Below are 21,644 nucleotides of genomic sequence, written 5' to 3'. Positions count from 1 at the left end.
TTCATCTAAAAATTATTTAATATCTCTCCCCAACTTGCCACGAGCGTGTTATTGCTATGTTTTTATCGCAATCTACTTCTCCAACATTCCCTGAAATATAAATCTTCTTCGATCTATCAAGCGTTTGTGTGGCCAGACTTGCGAACAGATCATTCAGACTTCTCGAAGTGAATTGATTATCATTTACAAGTACCCAATACAAAGCCCTATTATGGCTTAAATCGAGGTTTGACAGTCGATTTCGATAACAGTCTATACGACTTAGCTTGCTGTTATGGCTTAAATCGAGGTTTGACAGTCGATTTTGATAACAGTTCAACCAAACAAGTTCACTTTGCTTGTGGAGTTTTAATTCATGTAAATTGTTCTGATAGCAGAACAATTGAGTCAACAAGGGATTATGTTCAAGATTTAGAAAAGAAAGTTGATTGTTGTTACACCACAGTACCTTGAGTGCTGAATTATTATTGATATCTAAATCCCAGATACGGTTATTACTGCAATCTAATTCAGTCAGTTCAGGAGCATTCGCTAGAAATATCTGAGTAAGCTGCATTCCCTGACAATTTAGTTTCGTTATTTCTTGAGATACTATTCTTATCTTACGGGGTCCTTGATCATTGTATTCGTGCGTTAGTTCCTTCATCTGGTCTCCATTCATTTCGAAGTGATCAATGACTGTTCCATCGCCCCAATCGATAGTTGCTTTTCCTTTTCCCATGAGTCGCATACTAACTCTTCCATTTGCCATGCTTATCAATTGAATCTTACTATTATCCACCCCATCGTTAAAAGTATGCGGATATTGCACATGGTATAGAGCATCATAATTATAAGTTGGGTACCAGAAATCCGCTTCTCGATTATTATCGTAATATTTTATTAGCCAAGAGTCAAATTCGCGTTTTCCCTCATACAGCTGTATGACACGTGCCCCTGCTCCAAGATTGCCATACACTTGTCGTCCACTGGTTTGTCCATATCCTAAAGCGATTCCGTCGGGACAAACAATATAGTTATTGTTATGTTCATGCCCCGCAAAAACCCCCATCACATCCTTGGATTCTAGGAACGCTTGGTAGATATTGCTATGCCGAGCGCGTTTCGTCTTTTCAATATTTTCGCCAACATCTTGTCCTATTCCGTATTTTAAGCTCGAGTTAGTTATTTTCTTAAATTCCGGAAGTGGGATGTGAATGAATGCTAACGATGGATATGGTTTATTGTTATTTTTAGAGGTGAATGACTCACTCTGCTGCCGGTACCAATTTAATATACTGGGATCAAGCCAGGAATTCATAGCTTTATTATGGCCAGGCTCTCCCTCGACAACTGAATCGAAGAAATAACACAAGGCAGAAATCGCATTGGAACTTGACGATTGAATAGGTAAAACATAGTTCCCAGCACCAGGTAATTCATGAGGCCCATATTGTGTCATATTGTAAGGAAGGCCGATAATAGCTTCCATTGTTTGCTTTTTATCGATTTCGAATTCTGCATCGTGATTCCCCAGAATTGCAGACCAAGGGGTTTTCGCATCGATCATCACTTGAGCGACTTTTAGCCAAGCCTTTTTTCTGTTGGATGAGCCTACGACGTCTCCAGTAAGCACAACTAAATCGGGACTTTCCTTCTTCACAATTTCCCTCATCATGTTGATTACACTATCTGAGCGAAAGGAGTCATATTGAATATGGAGATCTGTAAACTGAACTATCTTAAATCTGTTTTTCTTATCGAACTCCAACACAGGATGCTCCTGTGCATAACAATAAAGGTTTAAAAACAATGTAAGACTAAGACAAAGCGTAAATAACGAGTGTTTCATTATAATTCTTATTGACGTATCGAGAAATGAATTCCAGCCCCCCATTTATCAGGGGAGTAATTCGTCTATATAAACAGCTTTTATACTCAACTACGGTTATCCGTTCGAAAATCCTCACCGTCCTCGCTGCTTGCTGGTGAGGACGATTCAATAGGATATCGGATTTTGATATTGATCTTCAGTTGCTGAGAACATTCCTGATCGTTAAAGCTTGAATATTTGCAGCTCTACTCTTTAAAACATAAACCGCAGCGAGCAAAAATCGCCTAGTAATCCGGATTCTGAGACAGCAAACTGTTTAAAGAACGCTGAACTTCAGGAATAGGATAAAGAACATATCCAGGTTTAATCGTGATATTTCTGTGTTCTTTTATAGTTGAAGCCAATAAATCGTGTCGATTGAGTTCATTGCGGCGCTCGCCTTCTGCAATAAACTCTCGAGCTCGCTCTATTAAAATTGCCTGACGGAACTGTTCTTTGGACAGAGCCAATGATAAATCTGGATAGATGCTTTCTGACTGTTCGTTTACTGTTCCTTCGCCGCGCGCACGTCTTCTCACTTGGTTTAATGCCGCTATAGCTTCGCTATTGGGGCCCAACTGTTCATTTAATGCTTCAGCATATGTCAATAGCATATCAGAATAACGGAGGATTGGCGTATTGACGCTACTTCTTAACTCCTTTGTCGCTAGGTTAGGATGAAAAAATTTCACTAATCGAACCCGATCTAAGGGCACTCTAGCGTTTATTTTATCAAAAGAACCTAAGGCAAAATAGTAGGGCATAAAATCTCTGTAAGAGTAATACTGTCTATTGGTCTTTGGCTCATTTGCATAAAACGATTCCTCAATTTGTATTCTCGCGCCTCCACCAGAAGCAGAAAACTCTACTTGCTTTCCTTCAAAACTGATAGCGGGAATCGTAAAGTAGTTAAAATTACCATCCGATGAAGTTGGTAAATTGTCCTTTCCTCCGTTCTGAATGGAAAAAATATGCTCTTTTGAATTTTTAAATGCAGGGTCGTTTACTTGGTTATAATCTGATAATAATTGATACACCCCCAGATCGATTACAGCTTTGGCGGTCAATGCTGCTTCCCCCCATTTCCTCTGCTGTAGATAAACTTTTGCTAACAAAGATCTGGCTGCTGCTGAAGTTACCCTTCCCGCCGTGTGGTCTGCTGACGAAAAACTGCCTAAGAGCTCAGTCGACTCAATTAAGTCCTTTACGATGAAATCATAAACATCTTGTTGGCTAGCACGTTCTTTCGCTGCATCGTTACTGCTCATTGTCGCGGTTGAATGCAACGGGACTCCACCAAATACTTTTACCAAGTTAAAATAATACAGTGCTCGAAGAAACTTTGCCTGACCAATAATTCGATTCTGATCTTTGGCTTCGACACTGGATTTCACTAAATTATCAATCAACGTATTAGCACGATTGATTCCCGTATAAGCTGCAACCCAATAATTATTCAATTCCGAAGAGCTACTTGTCCATGCAAACAAATCGAATTCATTTGGATTGTTATTCGCTTGTGCAACTTCGCCCGGGATGTCTCCAAGAATGACATGATAACCGTCTTTATACATGTAATCCCATAAGCTACTATATACACCATTTAGGGCTATCTCTGCTTGAGAAGCAGTACTGTAAAAGCTTTCAATATTTTGACTGTTGTAAATTTTTTCGTCTAACAATTTTTCGCAAGACTGCAACGAAAAAAACAGTGGAGCTAGTAGTAATATTCCTTTTACGTGGTAAGTAAATTTCTTAATTTTCATGACGTTAGAATGAAAGGTTAATGCCAAACGAATAAAATTTAGAAGATGGGTATCCGTATTTATCCATCCCCTTGATTACGTTGTTATTCCCGTAAGCATTTACTTCTGGATCATACCCGGGATAATTGGTGATGATAAATGGGTTGTCTGCAGCGAGAGTCAATCGAATACTTTCCACACCATTCCATCCCAACTGTTCCTTGTTAAGGAGATAGGACAAGCTTACGTTGCTAATTCGCAAGAATGAAGCATCATAGGTGTTATCCGTGCTGAGCGCACTTGGATAAATTTGATTTGCAGCTAAAGTTACGCCTTCTCTGTTAGGATTCTCTGGGGTCCAACGACGTTCACGATCTTCCTTAACGGGTGAAATTCCGCCCGCCAAGCGCTTTTTTGTCAGCCAAATTACATCCTGACCATACTCGCCATACATCATTACGTTTAAAGTAAATTGTCGATAGTTGAACGTATTGGTTAATCCAAAATTAAACTTGGGATTAGGATTCCCGATATAGCTGTCATCGTGTGCATTGTAGACGCCATCTCCGTTTGTGTCTTTAAAGCGCATTGACCCAGGTCGTGCCGATGGCATTGTACCTACGCTAGCAATCTCCTCCGCACTGTGCCAAATACCTTCGTATATAGAACCATAAAAAGCCCCGACCGGCATCCCTGGCGCTAAGCGAACTACATTTGTTCCATTATTAGAATGAAGGTTTCCACCGACCCATCCCGTGAACAAATAATCGGAACCACCTAGATCTAAGATTTTGTTTCGGTTAAAGGCTATGTTAAAATTCGATGTCCAATTAAAATTCCCTTTAAAGTTCTGACTTTGCACGGCCACCTCAATTCCTTTATTTTCCATAGAGCCCAGATTTTGCAGGATAAAATCGTAGCCGCTTTCGCCAGGTAGTGGCACTTCCAATAATAAATCATTCGTCTTTTTGTGATAAGCATCAATACTTGCGGTGATTCTATTATTTAAGATTCCAAAATCTAACCCGATATTAATATCGCGTGCCTTTTCCCATGTTAAATCAGGGTTCGGAATATTTTTAGGATATGCGATCGTTACAGGTTGATCCCCGAAAATATAGCTAAGAGCGGCAACACGTGAAGCAGCCATAGTCCCTATGGAATTATACATACCAATAGATTCATTTCCTGTATTTCCATACCCCACACGTAATTTAAGATCGTTGAAAAAATTAAGATTTTGAATAAATGACTCATCAATCAAACGCCATGCGAAAGAAGCAGAAGGGAAAAAACCAAACTTATTATTCTTTCCAAACTTGGATGAACCATCTATACGAGCGGTACCACTTAAAATAAAACGTTCATTAAAATTATAATTAACGCGTCCTAAATAAGATAGTAGTGTCCATTGCGTGCGATTTGAATTTCCAGGCAACGGAGTAGTTGCGATACCTAAATTGTTGTATTTATAATAATCGACGGGAAAACCATATGCCGAAGCTGAAAGATATTCAGAATTTTCCCGCTGATAGGTCATTCCTAATAAGACATTCAACTTATGTTCCTGACTGAATTCCTTATTGTATTCAATTAGGTTTTCGTTCAACAAATTAGTGGTCCTATCTGTATACTGTCCCGCCTCACCTAGGGTCGCGCGTGCGGAACGAGAATTAATCGGATAGTAGTATTTATGGCGCCAGTCCCTATAATCTAAACCTAAACGCGAACGGATTGTAATTTCTTTGGTCAATTCGTAGCTCGCGAAAAAAGAACCTAACATACGTACTGTATTAGAATTAATATCGTATTCTTCGGCCATATACAGTGGGTTTTCCTCACTGCTGCCCCCAGCAAAATTGGAGAAGTTAGTCGGTACGCCATTTGCATCCCTTGCAGGTATGTGTATTGGTGCTCGGAAAATGTTCATAATCATACTCGGCCAATTGCTGCTACCTTTGGTATCATTCCGCACCTGTTGTTCTGAGGTATTTGCAACATTCAAAGAAGTTCCAAATTTCAATTTAGGTGTTAAATTAGCGTCAAGATTAAGAGTGTTAGCAAACTTTTTAAAGCCTGTTCCCAAAATTATACCATCTTGATTATCGTAAGTTGAATTAACAGCATAACGCACTCCTTCTGTCCCTCCAGAGACATTGACGCGATATCGCTGGCTCACAGCATTTCTAAACATTACTTCCTGCCAGTCCGTCCCTGCGCCAAAACCATCAATTTCCGCCTGAGTGAAAATCAACTTTGCATTATTTAAAGCTTGTTCCTCATTAAGAAGCTGAGCATATTCGCTTCCACTAATCAGATCATATCTTTTTGATACCTGCCGAATTCCCACAACAGATTCTGCATCGATTTTCGGTTTACCAAGTTTTCCGCGCTTAGTTGTGATAATCACCACTCCATTAGCTCCTCGAGACCCATAAATCGCTGTCGCTGAAGCGTCTTTTAGTACGTCGATAGACTCAATGTTCGACGCGTCGATTGCCGCCAAAGGATTTCCATCAGCATCCCCCCCTTCGATCGCATTATTTGGTCTGAAAAAGTTTGTCGAAATTGGGTAGCCGTCCACGACATATAAAGGCTGTCCACTAGCTGTAATGGAGGATGCTCCACGTACATTTACTGAGATTCCTCCACCCGGTGCGTGCGAGGCTGTACGTACGGATACGCCTGCCGCACGTCCTTGTAAGGCTTTATCAGGAGATGTAAGTACAACCTTTTCAAGGTCTTTCCCTGAAACGGTGGAGATGGAGCCCGTTAAATCTGTTTTTTTAGCCTGTCCGTATCCCACGGAAACCACAGTTTCTTCGATCATTACTTGCGATTCAATCAATGTAATGTTGTTTACATTAAGGTTTTGGACGGTATGTTCTGCCCTTTTAAATCCAATCGAGCTAACTTGTAGAACTTGTCCAATTTGTCCAGCGATAGTAAAGGAGCCGTTTTGTTCGGTAGGTACCTGAGATGATGTCCCCTTTAATTTCACAACCGCTCCGAGTATACCTTCGCCATTGCTAGATACAACTCGACCGGTAATCGTTTCTTGATCAACAACCTCATCGATAGCAGCATTTCTAGACGCATCGGCAGTTTTAGGCATCAATGCAATTGACTTACCTTTAATTGAATATTCAATTGGCTGATCTTTAAGGATTTCATCAATTGCGTTTTCTAACGGCAGGTCTTTGACATTTGAGGTTATGGTAATCGACCTGTTTTGAAGATTAGGATGAAGCACAAAATTATATCCGGTCTGTTTCCGAATCGAACGCATCACCTCATTCAGAGAAACATTCTTGACGTTCAGACTGACACGTTGAGCATTCACGTTTGCAAATGCTGAGGCGAAAGATAATAAAACAAAGACGATGATCAGTTTCATTTTGATGATGCTGCTTGTTAGGTTTACATCTTCGTAAAATCTTGATAGCGGAAATTTCACCCTCAAGAAATTGATGGGATGCTTTTTATTCATAACTTTGAAGAAATTTGGTTGTTTTAAGTTTATTATTTAACCGTAGAGCTTAGAGCGCTGAATGACAGCTGGAAGGTTTGCAAGCCCTTCTGGCTGTTCTATAATTAGTAATAATTAATTGCTTATCTGTAGCCTCCTCCCTCTTAAATTGAACTTTAGTTCTGTCACCAATGTTAATAACTCCAGTACCTCTCCAATAGGTGTAGTACGAGCGATCTCGCCGTAGACTGGTACATTCGGAATGCCTTGTTTTGGAATCTCGATATCATACCATCGTTCTATCTGCCCAAGTACTTCAGGTAAGTTTAATCCATGAAAATAGAATACTCCCTCTTTCCAACCTACATACGACATAACATCAACCTTCTCTACGCTACGAACATTATTTTCTAACTTAAATTGAAATCCTGGCCGTAGCACGATATTTTTTCTGCCATCGGTTGACTGAACTTCCACTTTGCCTCTAACTAAGGTGGTTTCAAAAGATCCATTGCCGTAGTTTTTTAGATTAAATTCAGTTCCTAATACTCGTACAATATGGTCCCCCTGCTTAACCAAGAAGGGAGAGTGGCTCTTGTGTACAACATCGAAGTATGCTTCCCCGGTTAACTCTACCAATCGAATTGTATCCCGAAACGTCGATTCAAAGCGAATGCTGCTTTCTGAGTTCAACCATACTGTTGTTCCATCGGGAAGATTTATTTTATAATTGCCACCACGCGGCGTGCTTACCGTTACATATTTAGATTTATTGTTTTTGACAATTGTTTCTCCATCACCATAAAGGATATTTCCATCCTGACCAGTCGTTAGTTCCCCTGTTAAGGAGTTCAATTCCATTTCGCTCCCATCGGAGAGTTTAATAAATGCCTTCGCACTTCCCGGAACGATTTCCTCTACCATTTCATGGCTAAGATTTCGGCCCGTCATGTCTTTTTCTGGCCAATTGCGGCCAAGAATTCCGGCAACTACAATCAGAAAAAAGCTTGCTGCTATACCAATATACCTAACGTACCTTCTTCTTTTTAAAGACTGAACCTTAATTGACTGTGCAATATGCTGAAAAACAATCCGATCTGAGCCTGAAACAATTGATTCAACACTTGCGGACTGCAATAGATCGTTTTCATTTTTTAATTCTTGCGTTTTCAATACGCTTTCAATTTCTGCTAGGATTCCTGCATCGATTTCCTTCTCACGGAAGTGTTCGAAAAGCAGTTCTAACTCTTCTGATGTGATTGAAGAGTTCAAAAACTTTTGATATAAATGGACAAAATAGGATTGATCCATAAGTCAATTGAATGGTTAGTTTATAAAGGTATTACGAATGAAAAGTAAAATGTATCCAGTGGAATATTATTTTTTTTAAAAAATTGGTTGTAAAAGGGTAATAAGTAAAATTATAAACTGCCAATTCCCTTTGCTAAGGAATTGAATCTATCTGATAGTTAGTTCAATTTTGGGGACGAGAGATCGCTTTCAAATAAATTTTTAAAATCAGATTGCAATATTTTGAAAGAGATTACAAATTATTACAATCGTATATAGCGACATCGATTCTGACAACTCTTTTCTTAGAGTTTGATTGGCATAAAAAATATGTTTGTTCACGGTCGAGCGACCGATCTTCATGATTTCGGATATTTCCTGATGACTTTTTCCTTCAATTTTATGCAAAGTGAAGGCAAGCCTTTGTTGGGGGGGAAGTTTATCGATGAGTCGTTGAATATGCTGCCTCTGTTCCTTACGTTCTAGATGATTAAATTCAGATTGAAGATTACCTTCAATCATTATTGCATTTTGCAAATTCCTGTCCTTAGCGATCTTTCTATAGTAATCGATGACGAGGTTTTGGGCGATTTTATATAAGTAGGCAGTGAATGGCTGACGATCATCTATTTTCGCTCTCGAAGTCCAAATCCGGATAAATAACTCTTGAAGCGCATCCTGTGCTAAAATTTCGCTTTTCAATAATTTATGTAACCTTTGGGCCATTGGTCGCTTGTAGAAATTATACAGTTCTTCAAAGGCAGAGACATCGTCCTGCTTTAACCGATATAATAGCTCAATTATCCTCTGATTCTCCATATCAAATAACAATCCTTAAACATCTATTAAACCTCGCATCAAACGAACATTTTGTTGTTCCGTAGCCAATAAAAATAATTTTAGAAGTCAGCGTGTGATCTTTCTTCATAGCAATTTGGTCAAAAATAGGAATTCACTTTAGCCTTCCAATTATCAACTAATTTGATAACAATACGTTAATCATCGCTTAACAAAGCTTACTCCGCTTCACGGATCATCTGCAAATTTTTAACAATTCCGAAAAAAGCTTGTGATTTGGTTGATTTACACAAAGCCACCTTAGGTTTATAACAGCAATATTACACTTTTTTTTTACTATTCAAAATTATGATTGAGTCAGTTGGGAAAAGGGGTATCTAATTTTATAGGAGAAATAATGCATTAATACCGGTTATCAAAAAAATAGTATCTGAACTGAGATGCAAAGTATTGAGTAATGGAAGGGGTACATATCAATTTTGAAACTTAAACTATAACTGCTGATCTCCCAATTAAGCTAGTGAATTGTATTAGGACTTAGATTGACAGTGCAAGAGGGAGGGCAAAAGTTTAAATTCTATCGCCGCACTGAACTGGAAATCAACGAAATGTTGTGGACTTCAATTTATGAAAAAGGCGTCGAAACGGGCGAAATGCGAACCATCCGGCAGAGAGGAACTTAGATGTGGTCGTGACTTTATATGCTATGCCATCCTTGCCTTCATAGGAAGTCAGAATGGCGATTAAATCATCTTTGTTCACTTTTTCAATCTGTGCGAGATTTCCATCGCCCACGAGAAATAGGTAATTCTTATTTTTAAATAGAACACGATGTAATATCCAGCCCGTCCGCCAACGCGCAAGAACGACGTCGCCCATCGTCGCGTCTTCGAATTTTATGGGGGCGACGGTTATTTTACATCCATCCAGAATAAAAGGTTGCATGCTACGTCCTTTCAATCGGAACTGCACCGACTTCCCTTGGGCAATTAAATCCTCTAAGCCCTCGAAAAAGCTTTGATTATTAAAGGTAATATTGGTCATCGATGCTAATCATACTTACTTATGGACAAAAGGTAATCTTAAAACGCTCTAGCTTTCAGATATTGATCTTCTTTTTGAGTCATTAGTGCTTTATCTTCTTTTTTCTTATCGTAGTATCCACACAAGTGCAAAACGCCGTGGATAATAACACGATGAAGTTCGTCGCGTTCTGGAACAGCAAACTTCTCCGCATTTTCACGAATACGATCGATAGAGATAAAGATATCGCCGGCGATGATGTCTTCCTCTTCAGAAGAATCGAAGGTCACGATATCGGTATAGGTATCATGACCCAAATATTGCTTATTGATTGTCAATAAATATTCGTCAGAACAGAAAATGAAATTGAGTTCTGCTACGCGAATAAAATCTTCATTTTTGATCGTTTGGTTGATCCATTCACGCACCTTCTGTTTTTCTTTTAAGGTGAAAGCGATGTCTTCTGCAAAAAAATGTATATCCTTAAGAGCCATTGTTAGAATGCTTTGCTGTCCATATAAGTTTGAAGAATAAGCGTGGCAGATACCGTATCGACAAAACTTTTCTCCTGGCGTTTTTGTTTTTTCAGTCCCGATTGTGCGATGGCTTGAGAGGCAATCTTCGAGGTGAAGCGTTCATCGACTTCCACCACGGGAATGCTTGGATATGTCTTCTTTAACTTACGCATAAATCCAACGACATGCTGTGCTGATTGCGAAGGGCTTCCGTCTAGTCGCATAGGTTTTCCTACTACAAATGTTTCCACTTGTTCGGTTGCTAAGTATTTTTGAAGGAAGTTCCAGATTTCCTCAGGATGCACTGTATCGAGTGCTGTAGCGATAATCTGTAAAGAATCAGAAACGGCGATGCCGATACGTTTCGTCCCGTAATCGAAAGCCATCAATCTCATAGGCATTGTTTTCCACAAAAGTACGATTAAAGTTTGTAAGTATTCTTATTCAATGTTTCTTAAAAATCTATACTTTTGATAGAGATAAATAATAAGCTATGCAAAGAATCGTTTTCCTGCTACTCATCTTCGTTCCTTCGTTAATTTTTGCACAAAATCATGCGCAAGAAATAGCAACATATAGGAAGGAAAAAGACGCAGCCTATTTAAAAAATGAATATGGACCGTTGAAAGCAGATCAGCTATCTTATTTAGATTACTTCCCTGCGAACCAACAGTACCTTGTTAAGGCAAAGGTTGAATTACTGCCCGATGAACCGACATTCCGAATGCCAACCTATGACGGCACATCGAATGAGTATAAGCGCTATGCTTTATTACATTTTGATTTATCAGGAGCAAAACATACACTAACTGCCTATCAAAGTGTTGCATTATTTCAGACCGAAGCTTACAGGGATCATTTATTTGTTCCTTTTATGGACAACACGAATGGTGTTAGCAGCTATGAAGGAGGCCGATACTTGGATTTAAGTATCAAAGAGATTAAAAATAACGAATTAACAATAGATTTCAACAAGGCCTATAATCCGTATTGCGCATATAGTAATGGTTATAGATGCCCACAGCCACCTAAGGATAATATCTTATCCTTGGCTATCGAAGCTGGCGAGAAAAAATACAAAGGTCCTAAAAACGAGCGAAAAGTGAATATATCAGCGGCAAAAAACTTTAACGACACGGAGCGAAAGATCATCAATTCTGCTGATGATACTACGCTCATGCATGTTTATCTGATTACCGACGAGAAGGAATTGGCGGTATTGAGAAAACCATCGGAAGATTTGAAATTTGATGATCCTCTCGTCGATAAATTGGCTTCACGAATGTTTAAAACGGTGCAAGATGCGCGGCATAGAGGGGTGGGAATCGCTGGTCCACAGGTAGGAATCAATAAGAACGTTATTTGGGTGCAGCGCTTCGATAAAGCCGATGAACCTTTTGAGTTTTATATCAATCCAAAGATTATCTGGCGTTCGAAACTGATCCGCATCGGTGCTGAGGGCTGCCTCTCTATTCCGGATCGCAAAGAGGATGTTCAACGTAGCTATGCCATTCGTTTACAATATGTGGATAGGAAGGGCAATGTTGTTGAAGAAAATATTGAAGGATTTACTGCTGTTATTTTTCAACATGAAGTTGACCACCTCTATGGTATCTTATACCCAGACCGATTGGAACAGCAACTAGAAAGCCCGAGCGTACCTTTAGATCATAAAATGAAGTTTCGCCTAGAGATAGGCCATATCATCCCTTGATTTTACTGTTTTGACACATACTTCATAGTAGAACGAGTGCGCTTTTATACTGGGCCTTATCAGATTTGTGGAGTTATCGAACTGACCTGGTAGCTAAGCGTATTCAAATATGCATTTACCATAACAGCAATACGGCCACCGGTATCAACTGCAAGTAAATGGCATCTCAGTCGGATAGATGGGTTGCTGTGAGAGCTGCGGAGAAAAAATAATAACATGTTCCGCAGGCGTATACGTACGTAGACATTGAACAGGTTAAGCCAAAAATCGAGATCAGCAAAATAACAGTTGAACTCCGACCGATCGATCCGAGCAATATAGCAAATAGACCTTGGGCGAGGGTGCGAGATTCCAGTTGCTAGCCAGCGCAATCGTCCATTTCTACAAGAAAAAATATCCACCCGAAGTGATGAAAAAGTTTCCACGACGAGCATGCCTGATAAAGCGTCAAGCATCTTGTCATAAATTTTTAAAAGAGATCGAAGAAAAGCATTGATTTCGATCACACGAGCGACTCAAAGCTCCCCTATCCATCGGGTGTTTGTTTCCAGTGCGAGGGGCTTTGCTATCCGGGAAACGATTAACTCGTTAAAAAAATAGCCAACCCATTGTGGTGCAACGCTTAGAGCAGGCTGTTTTGAACTATAGATTATTTAAAAAAAGTTTCTGGAAATGTATCCACTCCTGATCGAACATGCATTGGGAATCGTTCTCAAGGAGGAAAGTCATATTTCCAGGGTTGATTTGCCGGCCCTATTTATCCCAATGATAACCTGCTAGCAGCCTTTGGTCAATTTCCAAGAAATTCTGTTTTGTTGCCCCCGCCTCGAGCTCTACGCGTTGGAATCCTACTAATCTTTTATTGGGCGATTTACCCTCAGCCAGAACGCAAGGCGGCATTACTTTACGATTTTAAGTGTTGGAAACGTTAAACGATGTAATGAGCCTTTTCCGTACGTTAGCTTCAGCTCACTCAAGGCAAAGTTAGTGTAACTCAAACCGAATCCGAAGGGATATGTTAATTTCTTATCATGTTTCCAGTACCAGCGACCAATTGACCACGAAGCAAGTTCTGGAGTAAGTAGGTATTACTACTGGCTTATTCCTCATCGATTTTATTGAAGCCCCAATAATACTCCCAGAATTTGACTCTTCATGCCCGACCTTCAAAGCCCAAAGGTCAGACTTCATATAAGCCTCCGGTTCGATCACCGCGTTAAGCCAATGTCTGTTGGTTTCATTTGTATTCAATGAGTAACGTTTGAGCGATGAGATAACCTGTTGCACTGAATACTATGTACAGCAGCTCCTCCGAAGAAGCCAGAATGGGTTGGATTATCCGAGTATTACTCATAGTTGTGTCCGTTACTCGAGTCACAAATCAAGTTGATACCAACCGCTAGAAGCACGTTGAATCCGCGCATTCGAGCCTCCTTTCCTATGGCACGACCCGCGAAATACTTTTGGTGCGGATCGAATTTAGAGATGACGAGAATCGATGAAGGCATTGCGGTAGCCTCAGGATTGACCGGCAGGTAACTTGGGTTTGTGACACTCCTGCTAGCATAGATACTTTGGTTGTTCGGGAGATCGACCTTGGCACTTCTTCAAGCGGCGCTCATCGAGATGTCATCATGAATCCCAGGCTCCGTGGGAATTCTCAACGTCGGCATATCGTCTACCAGACTGATTTCTAACTCGAAACACACCGTGTCAGTCATTTGATGTTGATGACCTTGCCTAGTTTTTCTGGTGACTACTGCTGGTGTCCGAAGCCTAGGAAAGGGAGGAGGCAACCTATCAAAATGGCAGCAATCTAAGAACGGAGGCTAAGCCCATTAATAACAGAGATTTACCTAGACGTATGGTTAAAGGTTTGCTTAAAAAGGGGGGGCTCGTGGCTCTCCCGATTATGTTGTTAATATAACAAAATTTTCATCATGTCGCAGAGAAACTGCCTATTTTCGATATCGGATGTGATCATTTTCACCTATATTACTTTTGAAGCTAAACAGGCAAGGAACGGTCTGCCTACCGAATTTCGGTCCAGTAGAGAGAAGCGTTCAAAATATGTCTGCGAATAAGATTGGAGTGCTTTATTTGCAGGTCAGTTGACGTCCGATCAGCTTTTGAATCTTCAGTAACAATGACTTTTCCTCATTGCTACAAAAAGAGACCGCCTCTCCTGTCTTTCCCGCTCGGCCTGTTCTACCTATGCGGTGCACGTACGTTTCGGCGTCTTCCGGTAAATCGTAATTGATAACCATGGGAAGTTCCTTGATATCGATCCCTCTTGCTGCTATATCTGTCGCCAACATCACATCTACTTTACCTTCTTTAAAGGAATTTAACGATTTCTGACGAGCGCTCTGCGTTTTGTTTCCGTGAATACAGGCCGCAGTGATGCCGTACTTCGACAAATTCTTTGACAAGCGATCAGCACCATGTTTTGTACGCAGAAACACAAGTGTTTGCTGCCCGGCCCTTCCAGAGAGAAATTGCTTAAGTAGCGATAATTTCTCCGTTTTATCCACTAGGTAGACCGACTGGTTTATTGTGGGTACAGTTGAGGAAACAGGGGAAATAGCAACTTCCTTTGGATGCTGCATCATCTCTTTGGCCAGTTTGCGAATTCCAAGGGGCATCGTCGCTGAAAACAATAGCGTCTGACGCTTTTTCGCAAGAGCGGACATTATTTTTTTAATATCATGCAGAAATCCCATATCGAGCATATTATCTGCCTCATCCAAGACTAAGCAAGCAACCTTTGAAATATTTAGATGCGCTTGAGCGTGCAAATCGAGCAGTCTTCCAGGAGTCGCTACGATTAGATCGACTCCTTCTTTCAACTTGGCAACCTGTTGCTGCTGAGATACACCGCCAAAGAGCACCACATGTCGCAACGCCAGGGCATTGGCGAAGCTTGATAGACTTTCTGAGACTTGCACAGCAAGTTCGCGCGTAGGAACAATGACCAGCGCTCTAGGATGGCTGCGATCGACTTTTGCAGTATGCAAAAGCTGCAATATAGGAAGTGCGAATGCGGCCGTTTTACCCGTACCGGTCTGGGCGCAGGCAATGATATCGTGTCCTTTCAATATCAGCGGAACTGCCCGACTCTGAATTTCCGTAGGTTCCTGATAGCCTGTCTTCTGAATAGCTTTCAATAAGGGCGCTATGATTCCCATGTTTTTAAACGTCATTAAAATATTTTTTTAGTTAGGTCGCTATTGGGATCAATTTGAGTTGTGGCTTAGGCAAGGCTCCGTCGCTAGCGTTTGCTTTTGTTCTACACTGTTTCTAGAATCACTAAGACATCTGTCCCGAGCGACTGGAAAAGATATGCTTTCCCTCTTTGGGTGAATACCAGCCCTACTGTTTTGTTCATGAACCGATTCTTTCGAGCGTACGGGCAGAGCTTTAGCTGTCCACATGCGACATCCTTCTCAAAGTTTCTAAATGAGATGCAAAGGCCCCGCGCAGCGTTTTAAATTCGGTATATGGAATATTGAATTCTTGACAGGTTGCTATAACGATGCGATTGATCGCCGGATAATGGGTATGACTCACTTTTGGAAAAAGGTGATGCTCGACTTGAAAGTTCAATCCTCCGAGCAACCACGTTAAGTATTTATTGTCAGTAGCAAAGTTAGCAGTGGATTGAATCTGATGAACCATCCAGTCTTCCGGCACCCTCCTAGTCGTCAAGGTCTTAAACTCGGTTTCCGTCACTACGTGAGCCAACTGAAATATCGTGGCAAGACTGATTCCGCAGGCCATACCTGCTACAATCAACCCAATCAGCGTGGGAATTATACCTAAAAGGCAACAAGGAACGATTAAGAAAAGGAAGAAATGAATACCCTTGCTTAACCAGAAAATACGTTTTTCTTTCAGGGGAAAGTCAAATTTATTGGCGCTCACTCCCATTCGTTGCCTGAAATATTTTTCATAATCCTGATAAAAGATCCATGCCAAATAAGAAATACTATACAATAATGGGAAATACCATCTCTGGTATCGATGATGCTTTTTGAGGGGCTGGTCGGGATGGATTCGCATGAACTTGATCTCTATATCATGGTCCTCTCCATCGATATTCGTATAGGTGTGGTGGGCAATGTTGTGTTTTAATTTCCAAAAGTAGATATTTCCACCAAGTAGATTCAGTGAATAGGAAAGCAAGGTATTCAGCTTTTTATTACTACTAAATGTATCATGACCGGCGTCGTGCATGATGTTGAATCCGATAGCCGCGAGATTTAGCCCCAAGAGCATGCACAATAGCAGTTGGAGTGACCAATGAGCAATGTTGAACAGCAGTAGCGCATATAGGCCGATTAGCGTGATCAGTAAGATAGCGGCCTTTAAGAAGAGGCGGCGGTTGCCCGTTTTTTTCTTATGGTGATCCGTAAAATAACGGTGTATCCTAGCTTTCAAAGTCTGCGAAAACGAAGAACTGTCTTTACAAAATTTAACGGAAGGTTTATTGAGGGTTGATTTCATTCAAGAGTGGTATTAAGCTGAGATCGAAGATGGGGCGACAGGGACGCTCACTGGAGCATGGGTTGCTGCGCTCGCCACAATAGGCTTGTTAAGTATCAATTGACTACACATTTTGTATTCCAAAACGATAAAAACACGAACGGCAAGTGGAGTAGGCACGGATAAATCCTAACGAACAAAAATTGCTCGTTAATTTAGATGCGCGGAAAAAACTGGGAAATGGGATGGTAAAGATGATTAAAGGTATAATTGATCGTTCAGGATCGGTTCAATAGTTTCGTAACGTTATCAAATAAGACTGCAGCAGAAGCAATATTGCTAATGCCGCAGCCCTAACATCGCAAGATGGAGTTTCCTATGCGATACGGACGTTAACTGCATTGAGCCCTTTTTGCCCTCTTTCCACGTCGTATGTAACCAAATCGTTTTCTCTAATATCGTCTCTTAGTCCGGTCGAGTGTACGAAAATTTCCTGACTACCGTCTTCTGGGCTAATAAATCCAAAACCTTTCGTGTTGTTAAAGAACTTAACTTTTCCTTGTGCCATTGTATTGTGTTTAAAATAAAAAAAATCATGCTTGACTACCGTGAATCAACGGTAACAAAATTAATCGACTTGTTTAAAAAGAAAGGGGAGCGAATCAGTGAATCCGAATAATTTGGATCGGTGCTACATCTTTTAGATTGAAACAAACTTAGCAGCTGAAAATCGCGAAACTAAAAGGGAAAAGTAAACTGATCGCATTCAGAAAAGCATTGGCAGAGCCTGATTATTCACAATGATAACTAAAACTTTTGATTATACAACATTTTTTTCTTTTTATTTCAACTAATCTATCAGCATGATGCTCTTTTTAGGCCTGTCCCCTGCTCGTAGATTTGTTGAATAATGCTAGGCTCCCCGGATCGATAAAACACGCTAAGGGGCGTCTAACGCACCAAAAATGCAACCATCCTAGCAATCCTATCATCGGTTTGGAGAACTGCCCTGCTGCAAAATTTCCCCTTCGCGCCGGCTGGTTTTTATTATCCTGCTCTAGGCGTTATCGCGAATTACCCCGCTGAATGTAACATTGACGTAAATCTTAATACGCGGTGGTTGAAAGCTCGATTTCCCAGACGAGAGCTCATTCTACCGCTCCAACAATAATTGAAATATCGAAGGGATCAACCGTCCTATAGCTTAAAAGTTGGACCTTTTATGCGTCACAAACCAAAAGAATTATAAAAAAAATTGTTAGTTACTAAAATGCTTCCTATCTTCGAATGTGGCATTTTACTAATAACCAACCGGTGACGTAACCGGAATAGCTTAAACCAAGTTGATAAATTTTCTATAGACATTGCCACAGCCGTCTTACGTGTGAGGCTCCAGATATACGAGCTGTTAATCCACTTTCGGGAATAGGTTGGCGGGGTTTACCTGAACAGAATCAACTTCAAAAACACTTCGGTTACGTAACCGGAAAATATTAATAACCAATTTATACAAATTATGAGCAACAAACCAGCATGCTCTAAATCCTATTTCTACAGAGGATTTAGAACATTAAAAATCGCAACACGACAGCGGCTTGTCCTGCTATCATTTCCTTTAGTATTTCTGGGAATCCCTCCGAGCGTCCTTTACGCACACTCAAGCATTCGTTTAATCAGCCTACAAACAGCACAGGGTATTGTGAAGGACAAAGATGGAAAGCCCATTGAAGGAGCGACAGTTACAATTAGGGGTACTTCAGTCGGAACCCAAACAGATCGCAACGGACATTTTATGTTTCCCAATTTAGAGAAGGGCAGTGTTTTAGTGTTCAGTTTTACCGGATACTTGACTCAGGAAGTCACTCTCCAGAATCAAAAAAGCATCGATATTGTGCTTGTTGAAGATCCTGAAGCACTGGAGGAGGTTGTTGTTGTTGCTTTTGGAACTCAGAAAAAGACGGATATGGTGGGCTCTGTAACACAAATTAAGCCTAACAACCTACGGGTCCCCAGTAGTAATTTGACCACGGCTCTGGCAGGACAAGCCGCAGGTATCATTGCCTTTCAAAGAAGTGGTGAACCGGGGATGGATAATGCTGATTTCTTTATTCGCGGTGTGACTTCCTTTGGTACGGGCAAAGTGGATCCATTGATTTTAATTGATGGGGTTGAATTGAGTGTTACGGAACTTGCCCGACTACGTCCCGATGATATCGAGAGCTTTTCTATCATGAAAGATGCGACTTCCACCGCTTTATATGGCGCTCGCGGAGCCAACGGTGTAATATTCGTAACAACAAAGCAGGGTAAGGAGGGAAAAGCTAACATTTCTTTGCGCGCAGAAGGATCTGTATCTGCTCCAACAAGTAATGTTGAATTAGCCGATCCAGTAACATACATGGAACTTTATAACAATGCTTTGGTTTCACGTGACCCTTTCGCCGAACCCCTCTATACACAAGAAAAAATCGAATCGACACGCGAGGGTTTACACCCCATTATATTTCCAGCGGTTGATTGGCGTTCTGCTCTCTTTAAAGATCAAACGTTTAATCATCGATACAACTTGAACGTGACGGGTGGCGGAAAAGTTGCTCGTTACTATGTTGCCGGGTCGTTTGCGCAAGATAACGGTATGCTACGAGTTGACGGAAAAAACAACTTCAATAACAACGTCGATTTAAAGAGCTATACCCTACGCGCCAATGTCAATATAGATTTGACAAAAAGCACAGAATTAATTGTCCGCCTAAATGGAAACTTTGATAATTATACAGGTCCCATTGAAGGTGGTGGTGCCATGTATAACAAAGTAGTTCGCGCAAATCCTGTAGATTTCGTCCCTTTCTATCCGGTGGATGATTTACATAGCCATATCGAACACATCATGTTTGGCGGCTTGCGAGAACGCGCATTCTTAAATCCATATGCCGACATGGTTAAAGGCTACAAAGATTACGATCGTTCGCTGATGATGGCGCAGATGGAGATAAAGCAGAACTTATCGTTTTTAACAGAAGGATTACGCTTTCGCTCCATGTTCAATACCAACAGAATCTCCCGATACGATATCGAACGCGCATATAAACCTTTCTTCTATGAATTAGCCTATTACGATCGTCGAACCTTAGATTATGTGGTTTCTATCACGAATGAAAACTCAGGGGAGGAATTTTTAAGCTTCGGTCTTGACAACGAGCTTCGTGCTCAAAACTCCGTTTTTTACATGGAGAATGCGATTGATTACTCACGAACATTCAATGAGAAACATAGCATTAGTGCTTTATTGGTAAATATCCTCCGTTCTAGCACCAATGCCGTTGCAGGTAGTCTACAACTTTCATTACCGTCAAGAAATTTTGGACTATCAGGCCGCACAACTTATTCTTATGATAATCGCTACTATGCCGAAGTGAACTTCGGTTACAACGGTTCAGAACGCTTTCATGAAAGTCATCGATACGGATTTTTCCCTTCATTTGGATTAGCTTGGAGCATTTCTAACGAGAAATTTTGGGAACCTTTAAAAGGCAAAATTAACAATCTTCGCCTACGTGGTACCTACGGACTAGTAGGAAATGACGCTATCGGCTCGGCTACAGATCGTTTCTTTTATTTATCCAACGTGGTAATGAATGATGCCGCCAAAGGGTTTACTTTTGGAAGAGAATATGGTACTACTCAACCAGGAATCAATGTAACACGGTATTCAAATCCTGACATTACTTGGGAAACGTCCTATAAGACGAATCTGGCTCTTGAATTAGGCTTATTTAATAAGGTTAATATTCAAGCGGACTTCTTCAAAGAAGAAAGAAAAGATATATTGATGAACCGCTCGGCTATCCCAACGACGATGGGTCTGTCGGCTGCTGTTCGCGCGAATGTTGGTCGTGCCTCCGGTCAGGGAATGGATATATCAGTTGACTATTCAGAAAACTTTTCTAACGGTTTTTGGATGCAGCTTCGTGGAAACTTCACTTATGCAAAGAGCAAATACTTGGCTTACGAAGAGCCTATTTATGAAAAAGAATGGTGGAAGTCGCGCTTAGGATATTCGATTCATCAGCCTTGGGGATATATTGCTGAACGCCTATTCGTTGATGACAGTGAAGTTGCGAATTCACCGAGTCAACAATTTGGCTCCACCAATGTTGCGGGTGATATCAAATATAAAGATGTCAATGGCGATGGTTTAATAACCACATTGGATCAGGTTCCAATCGGATTCCCTACTATCCCAGAGATTATTTATGGAGGCGGATTCTCTATTGGCTATAAAAACTTTGATATTTCGGCATTCTTCCAAGGTTCTGCACGTTCGTCCTTTTGGACAGGAGGCGTAGTCGACGGTGTTACTGGGCCAGCCAATGTACAACCTTTCGTTGGAGGTAAACAAATTCTAAAAGCATTTTCCGACAGCCATTTCTCTATGGAAAATCAAGATCTATATGCGCTATGGCCACGCTTAAGCACACAAAATCAAGCAAACAATACTCAACTTAGCACTTGGTGGTTGAATAATGGCGCATTCCTTAGATTGAAACAAGCAGAAATCGGCTATTCTCTACCAGATAGATTAGCAAAAAGACTTTACACAGATAAGCTAAGAATTTATGCAAGTGGTACGAACCTGTTTTTAATAAGTGGTTTTAAATTATGGGATATCGAAATGGGCGGAAACGGTCTTGGCTACCCGTTGCAAAGAGTTGTCAATTTTGGAATCAACCTATCCTTTTAACCTATTAATTCT

Annotated in this window: 15 protein-coding genes; 2 read left to right on the top strand and 13 right to left on the bottom strand. The window is 40.8% G+C overall.

Going from position 1 to position 21,644, the window contains the following annotated elements:
- Window positions 1–16 precede the first annotated feature (16 nt).
- From DSM08_RS01535 to ruvX, 8 genes are all read right to left on the bottom strand, one after another.
- A complete protein-coding gene (locus DSM08_RS01535; protein ID WP_187773944.1) occupies window positions 17–1,831 on the bottom strand; it encodes a metallophosphoesterase in 1,815 nt (604 codons plus the stop codon).
- A gap of 266 nt (window positions 1,832–2,097) precedes the next feature.
- Window positions 2,098–3,618, bottom strand: coding sequence for a RagB/SusD family nutrient uptake outer membrane protein (locus DSM08_RS01530; RefSeq protein ID WP_149524493.1), 1,521 nt, complete (start codon window positions 3,616–3,618; stop codon window positions 2,098–2,100).
- Between the two features lie 4 nt (window positions 3,619–3,622).
- Window positions 3,623–7,087, bottom strand: coding sequence for a TonB-dependent receptor (locus DSM08_RS01525; protein WP_149524492.1), 3,465 nt, complete (start codon window positions 7,085–7,087; stop codon window positions 3,623–3,625).
- 114 nt (window positions 7,088–7,201) lie between these two features.
- Window positions 7,202–8,377 carry a FecR family protein gene (locus DSM08_RS01520; protein WP_149524491.1) on the bottom strand — a complete coding sequence of 392 codons (1,176 nt, stop codon included), beginning with the start codon at window positions 8,375–8,377 and terminating at the stop codon, window positions 7,202–7,204.
- Between the two features lie 207 nt (window positions 8,378–8,584).
- Window positions 8,585–9,175, bottom strand: a complete 591-nt coding sequence (locus DSM08_RS01515) for an RNA polymerase sigma factor (RefSeq protein ID WP_149524490.1) — start codon at window positions 9,173–9,175, stop codon at window positions 8,585–8,587.
- Between the two features lie 579 nt (window positions 9,176–9,754).
- Complete coding sequence (locus tag DSM08_RS01510; RefSeq protein ID WP_149524489.1) at window positions 9,755–10,198, bottom strand: S24 family peptidase; 444 nt, start codon at window positions 10,196–10,198, stop codon at window positions 9,755–9,757.
- A 38-nt stretch (window positions 10,199–10,236) separates the two neighbouring features.
- A complete protein-coding gene (gene ybeY, locus DSM08_RS01505; protein WP_149524488.1) occupies window positions 10,237–10,671 on the bottom strand; it encodes an rRNA maturation RNase YbeY in 435 nt (144 codons plus the stop codon).
- A 2-nt stretch (window positions 10,672–10,673) separates the two neighbouring features.
- The gene (gene ruvX, locus DSM08_RS01500; protein ID WP_149524487.1) at window positions 10,674–11,087 is read right to left on the bottom strand and encodes a Holliday junction resolvase RuvX; all 414 of its coding nucleotides are present in this window, start codon (window positions 11,085–11,087) and stop codon (window positions 10,674–10,676) included.
- Between the two features lie 98 nt (window positions 11,088–11,185).
- Between ruvX and def the strand changes: the two genes are divergently transcribed.
- Complete coding sequence (def, locus tag DSM08_RS01495) at window positions 11,186–12,406, top strand: peptide deformylase (RefSeq protein WP_149524486.1); 1,221 nt, start codon at window positions 11,186–11,188, stop codon at window positions 12,404–12,406.
- A 753-nt stretch (window positions 12,407–13,159) separates the two neighbouring features.
- Here the strand turns inward: def and DSM08_RS19405 are convergent.
- The 5 genes from DSM08_RS19405 to DSM08_RS01475 all read right to left on the bottom strand — a co-directional run bounded on the left by DSM08_RS19405 (window position 13,160) and on the right by DSM08_RS01475 (window position 17,459).
- A complete protein-coding gene (locus DSM08_RS19405) occupies window positions 13,160–13,306 on the bottom strand; it encodes a fibronectin type III-like domain-contianing protein (RefSeq protein WP_149524485.1) in 147 nt (48 codons plus the stop codon).
- Window positions 13,307–13,752: 446 nt separating this feature from the next.
- Complete coding sequence (locus DSM08_RS18990; RefSeq protein ID WP_187773943.1) at window positions 13,753–13,914, bottom strand: hypothetical protein; 162 nt, start codon at window positions 13,912–13,914, stop codon at window positions 13,753–13,755.
- Between the two features lie 588 nt (window positions 13,915–14,502).
- Window positions 14,503–15,594: a DEAD/DEAH box helicase gene (locus tag DSM08_RS01485; RefSeq protein ID WP_223110851.1), complete on the bottom strand. Its 1,092-nt coding sequence runs from the start codon at window positions 15,592–15,594 to the stop codon at window positions 14,503–14,505.
- 232 nt (window positions 15,595–15,826) lie between these two features.
- On the bottom strand, window positions 15,827–16,912 hold the full coding sequence (locus DSM08_RS01480) for a fatty acid desaturase family protein (RefSeq protein WP_149524483.1): 1,086 nt from the start codon (window positions 16,910–16,912) through the stop codon (window positions 15,827–15,829).
- Between the two features lie 355 nt (window positions 16,913–17,267).
- On the bottom strand, window positions 17,268–17,459 hold the full coding sequence (locus DSM08_RS01475) for a cold-shock protein (protein ID WP_149524482.1): 192 nt from the start codon (window positions 17,457–17,459) through the stop codon (window positions 17,268–17,270).
- A gap of 948 nt (window positions 17,460–18,407) precedes the next feature.
- Here DSM08_RS01475 and DSM08_RS01470 point away from each other — a divergent pair.
- A complete protein-coding gene (locus tag DSM08_RS01470) occupies window positions 18,408–21,632 on the top strand; it encodes a SusC/RagA family TonB-linked outer membrane protein (protein WP_149524481.1) in 3,225 nt (1,074 codons plus the stop codon).
- The last annotated feature ends 12 nt before the right edge of the window (window positions 21,633–21,644 follow it).

Source organism: Sphingobacterium hotanense (assembly GCF_008274825.1).
Classification (GTDB): Bacteria; Bacteroidota; Bacteroidia; order Sphingobacteriales; family Sphingobacteriaceae; genus Sphingobacterium; species Sphingobacterium hotanense.
Note: the sequence above shows the minus strand (reverse complement) of the source record. Positions and strands in the feature narration are given on the sequence as shown.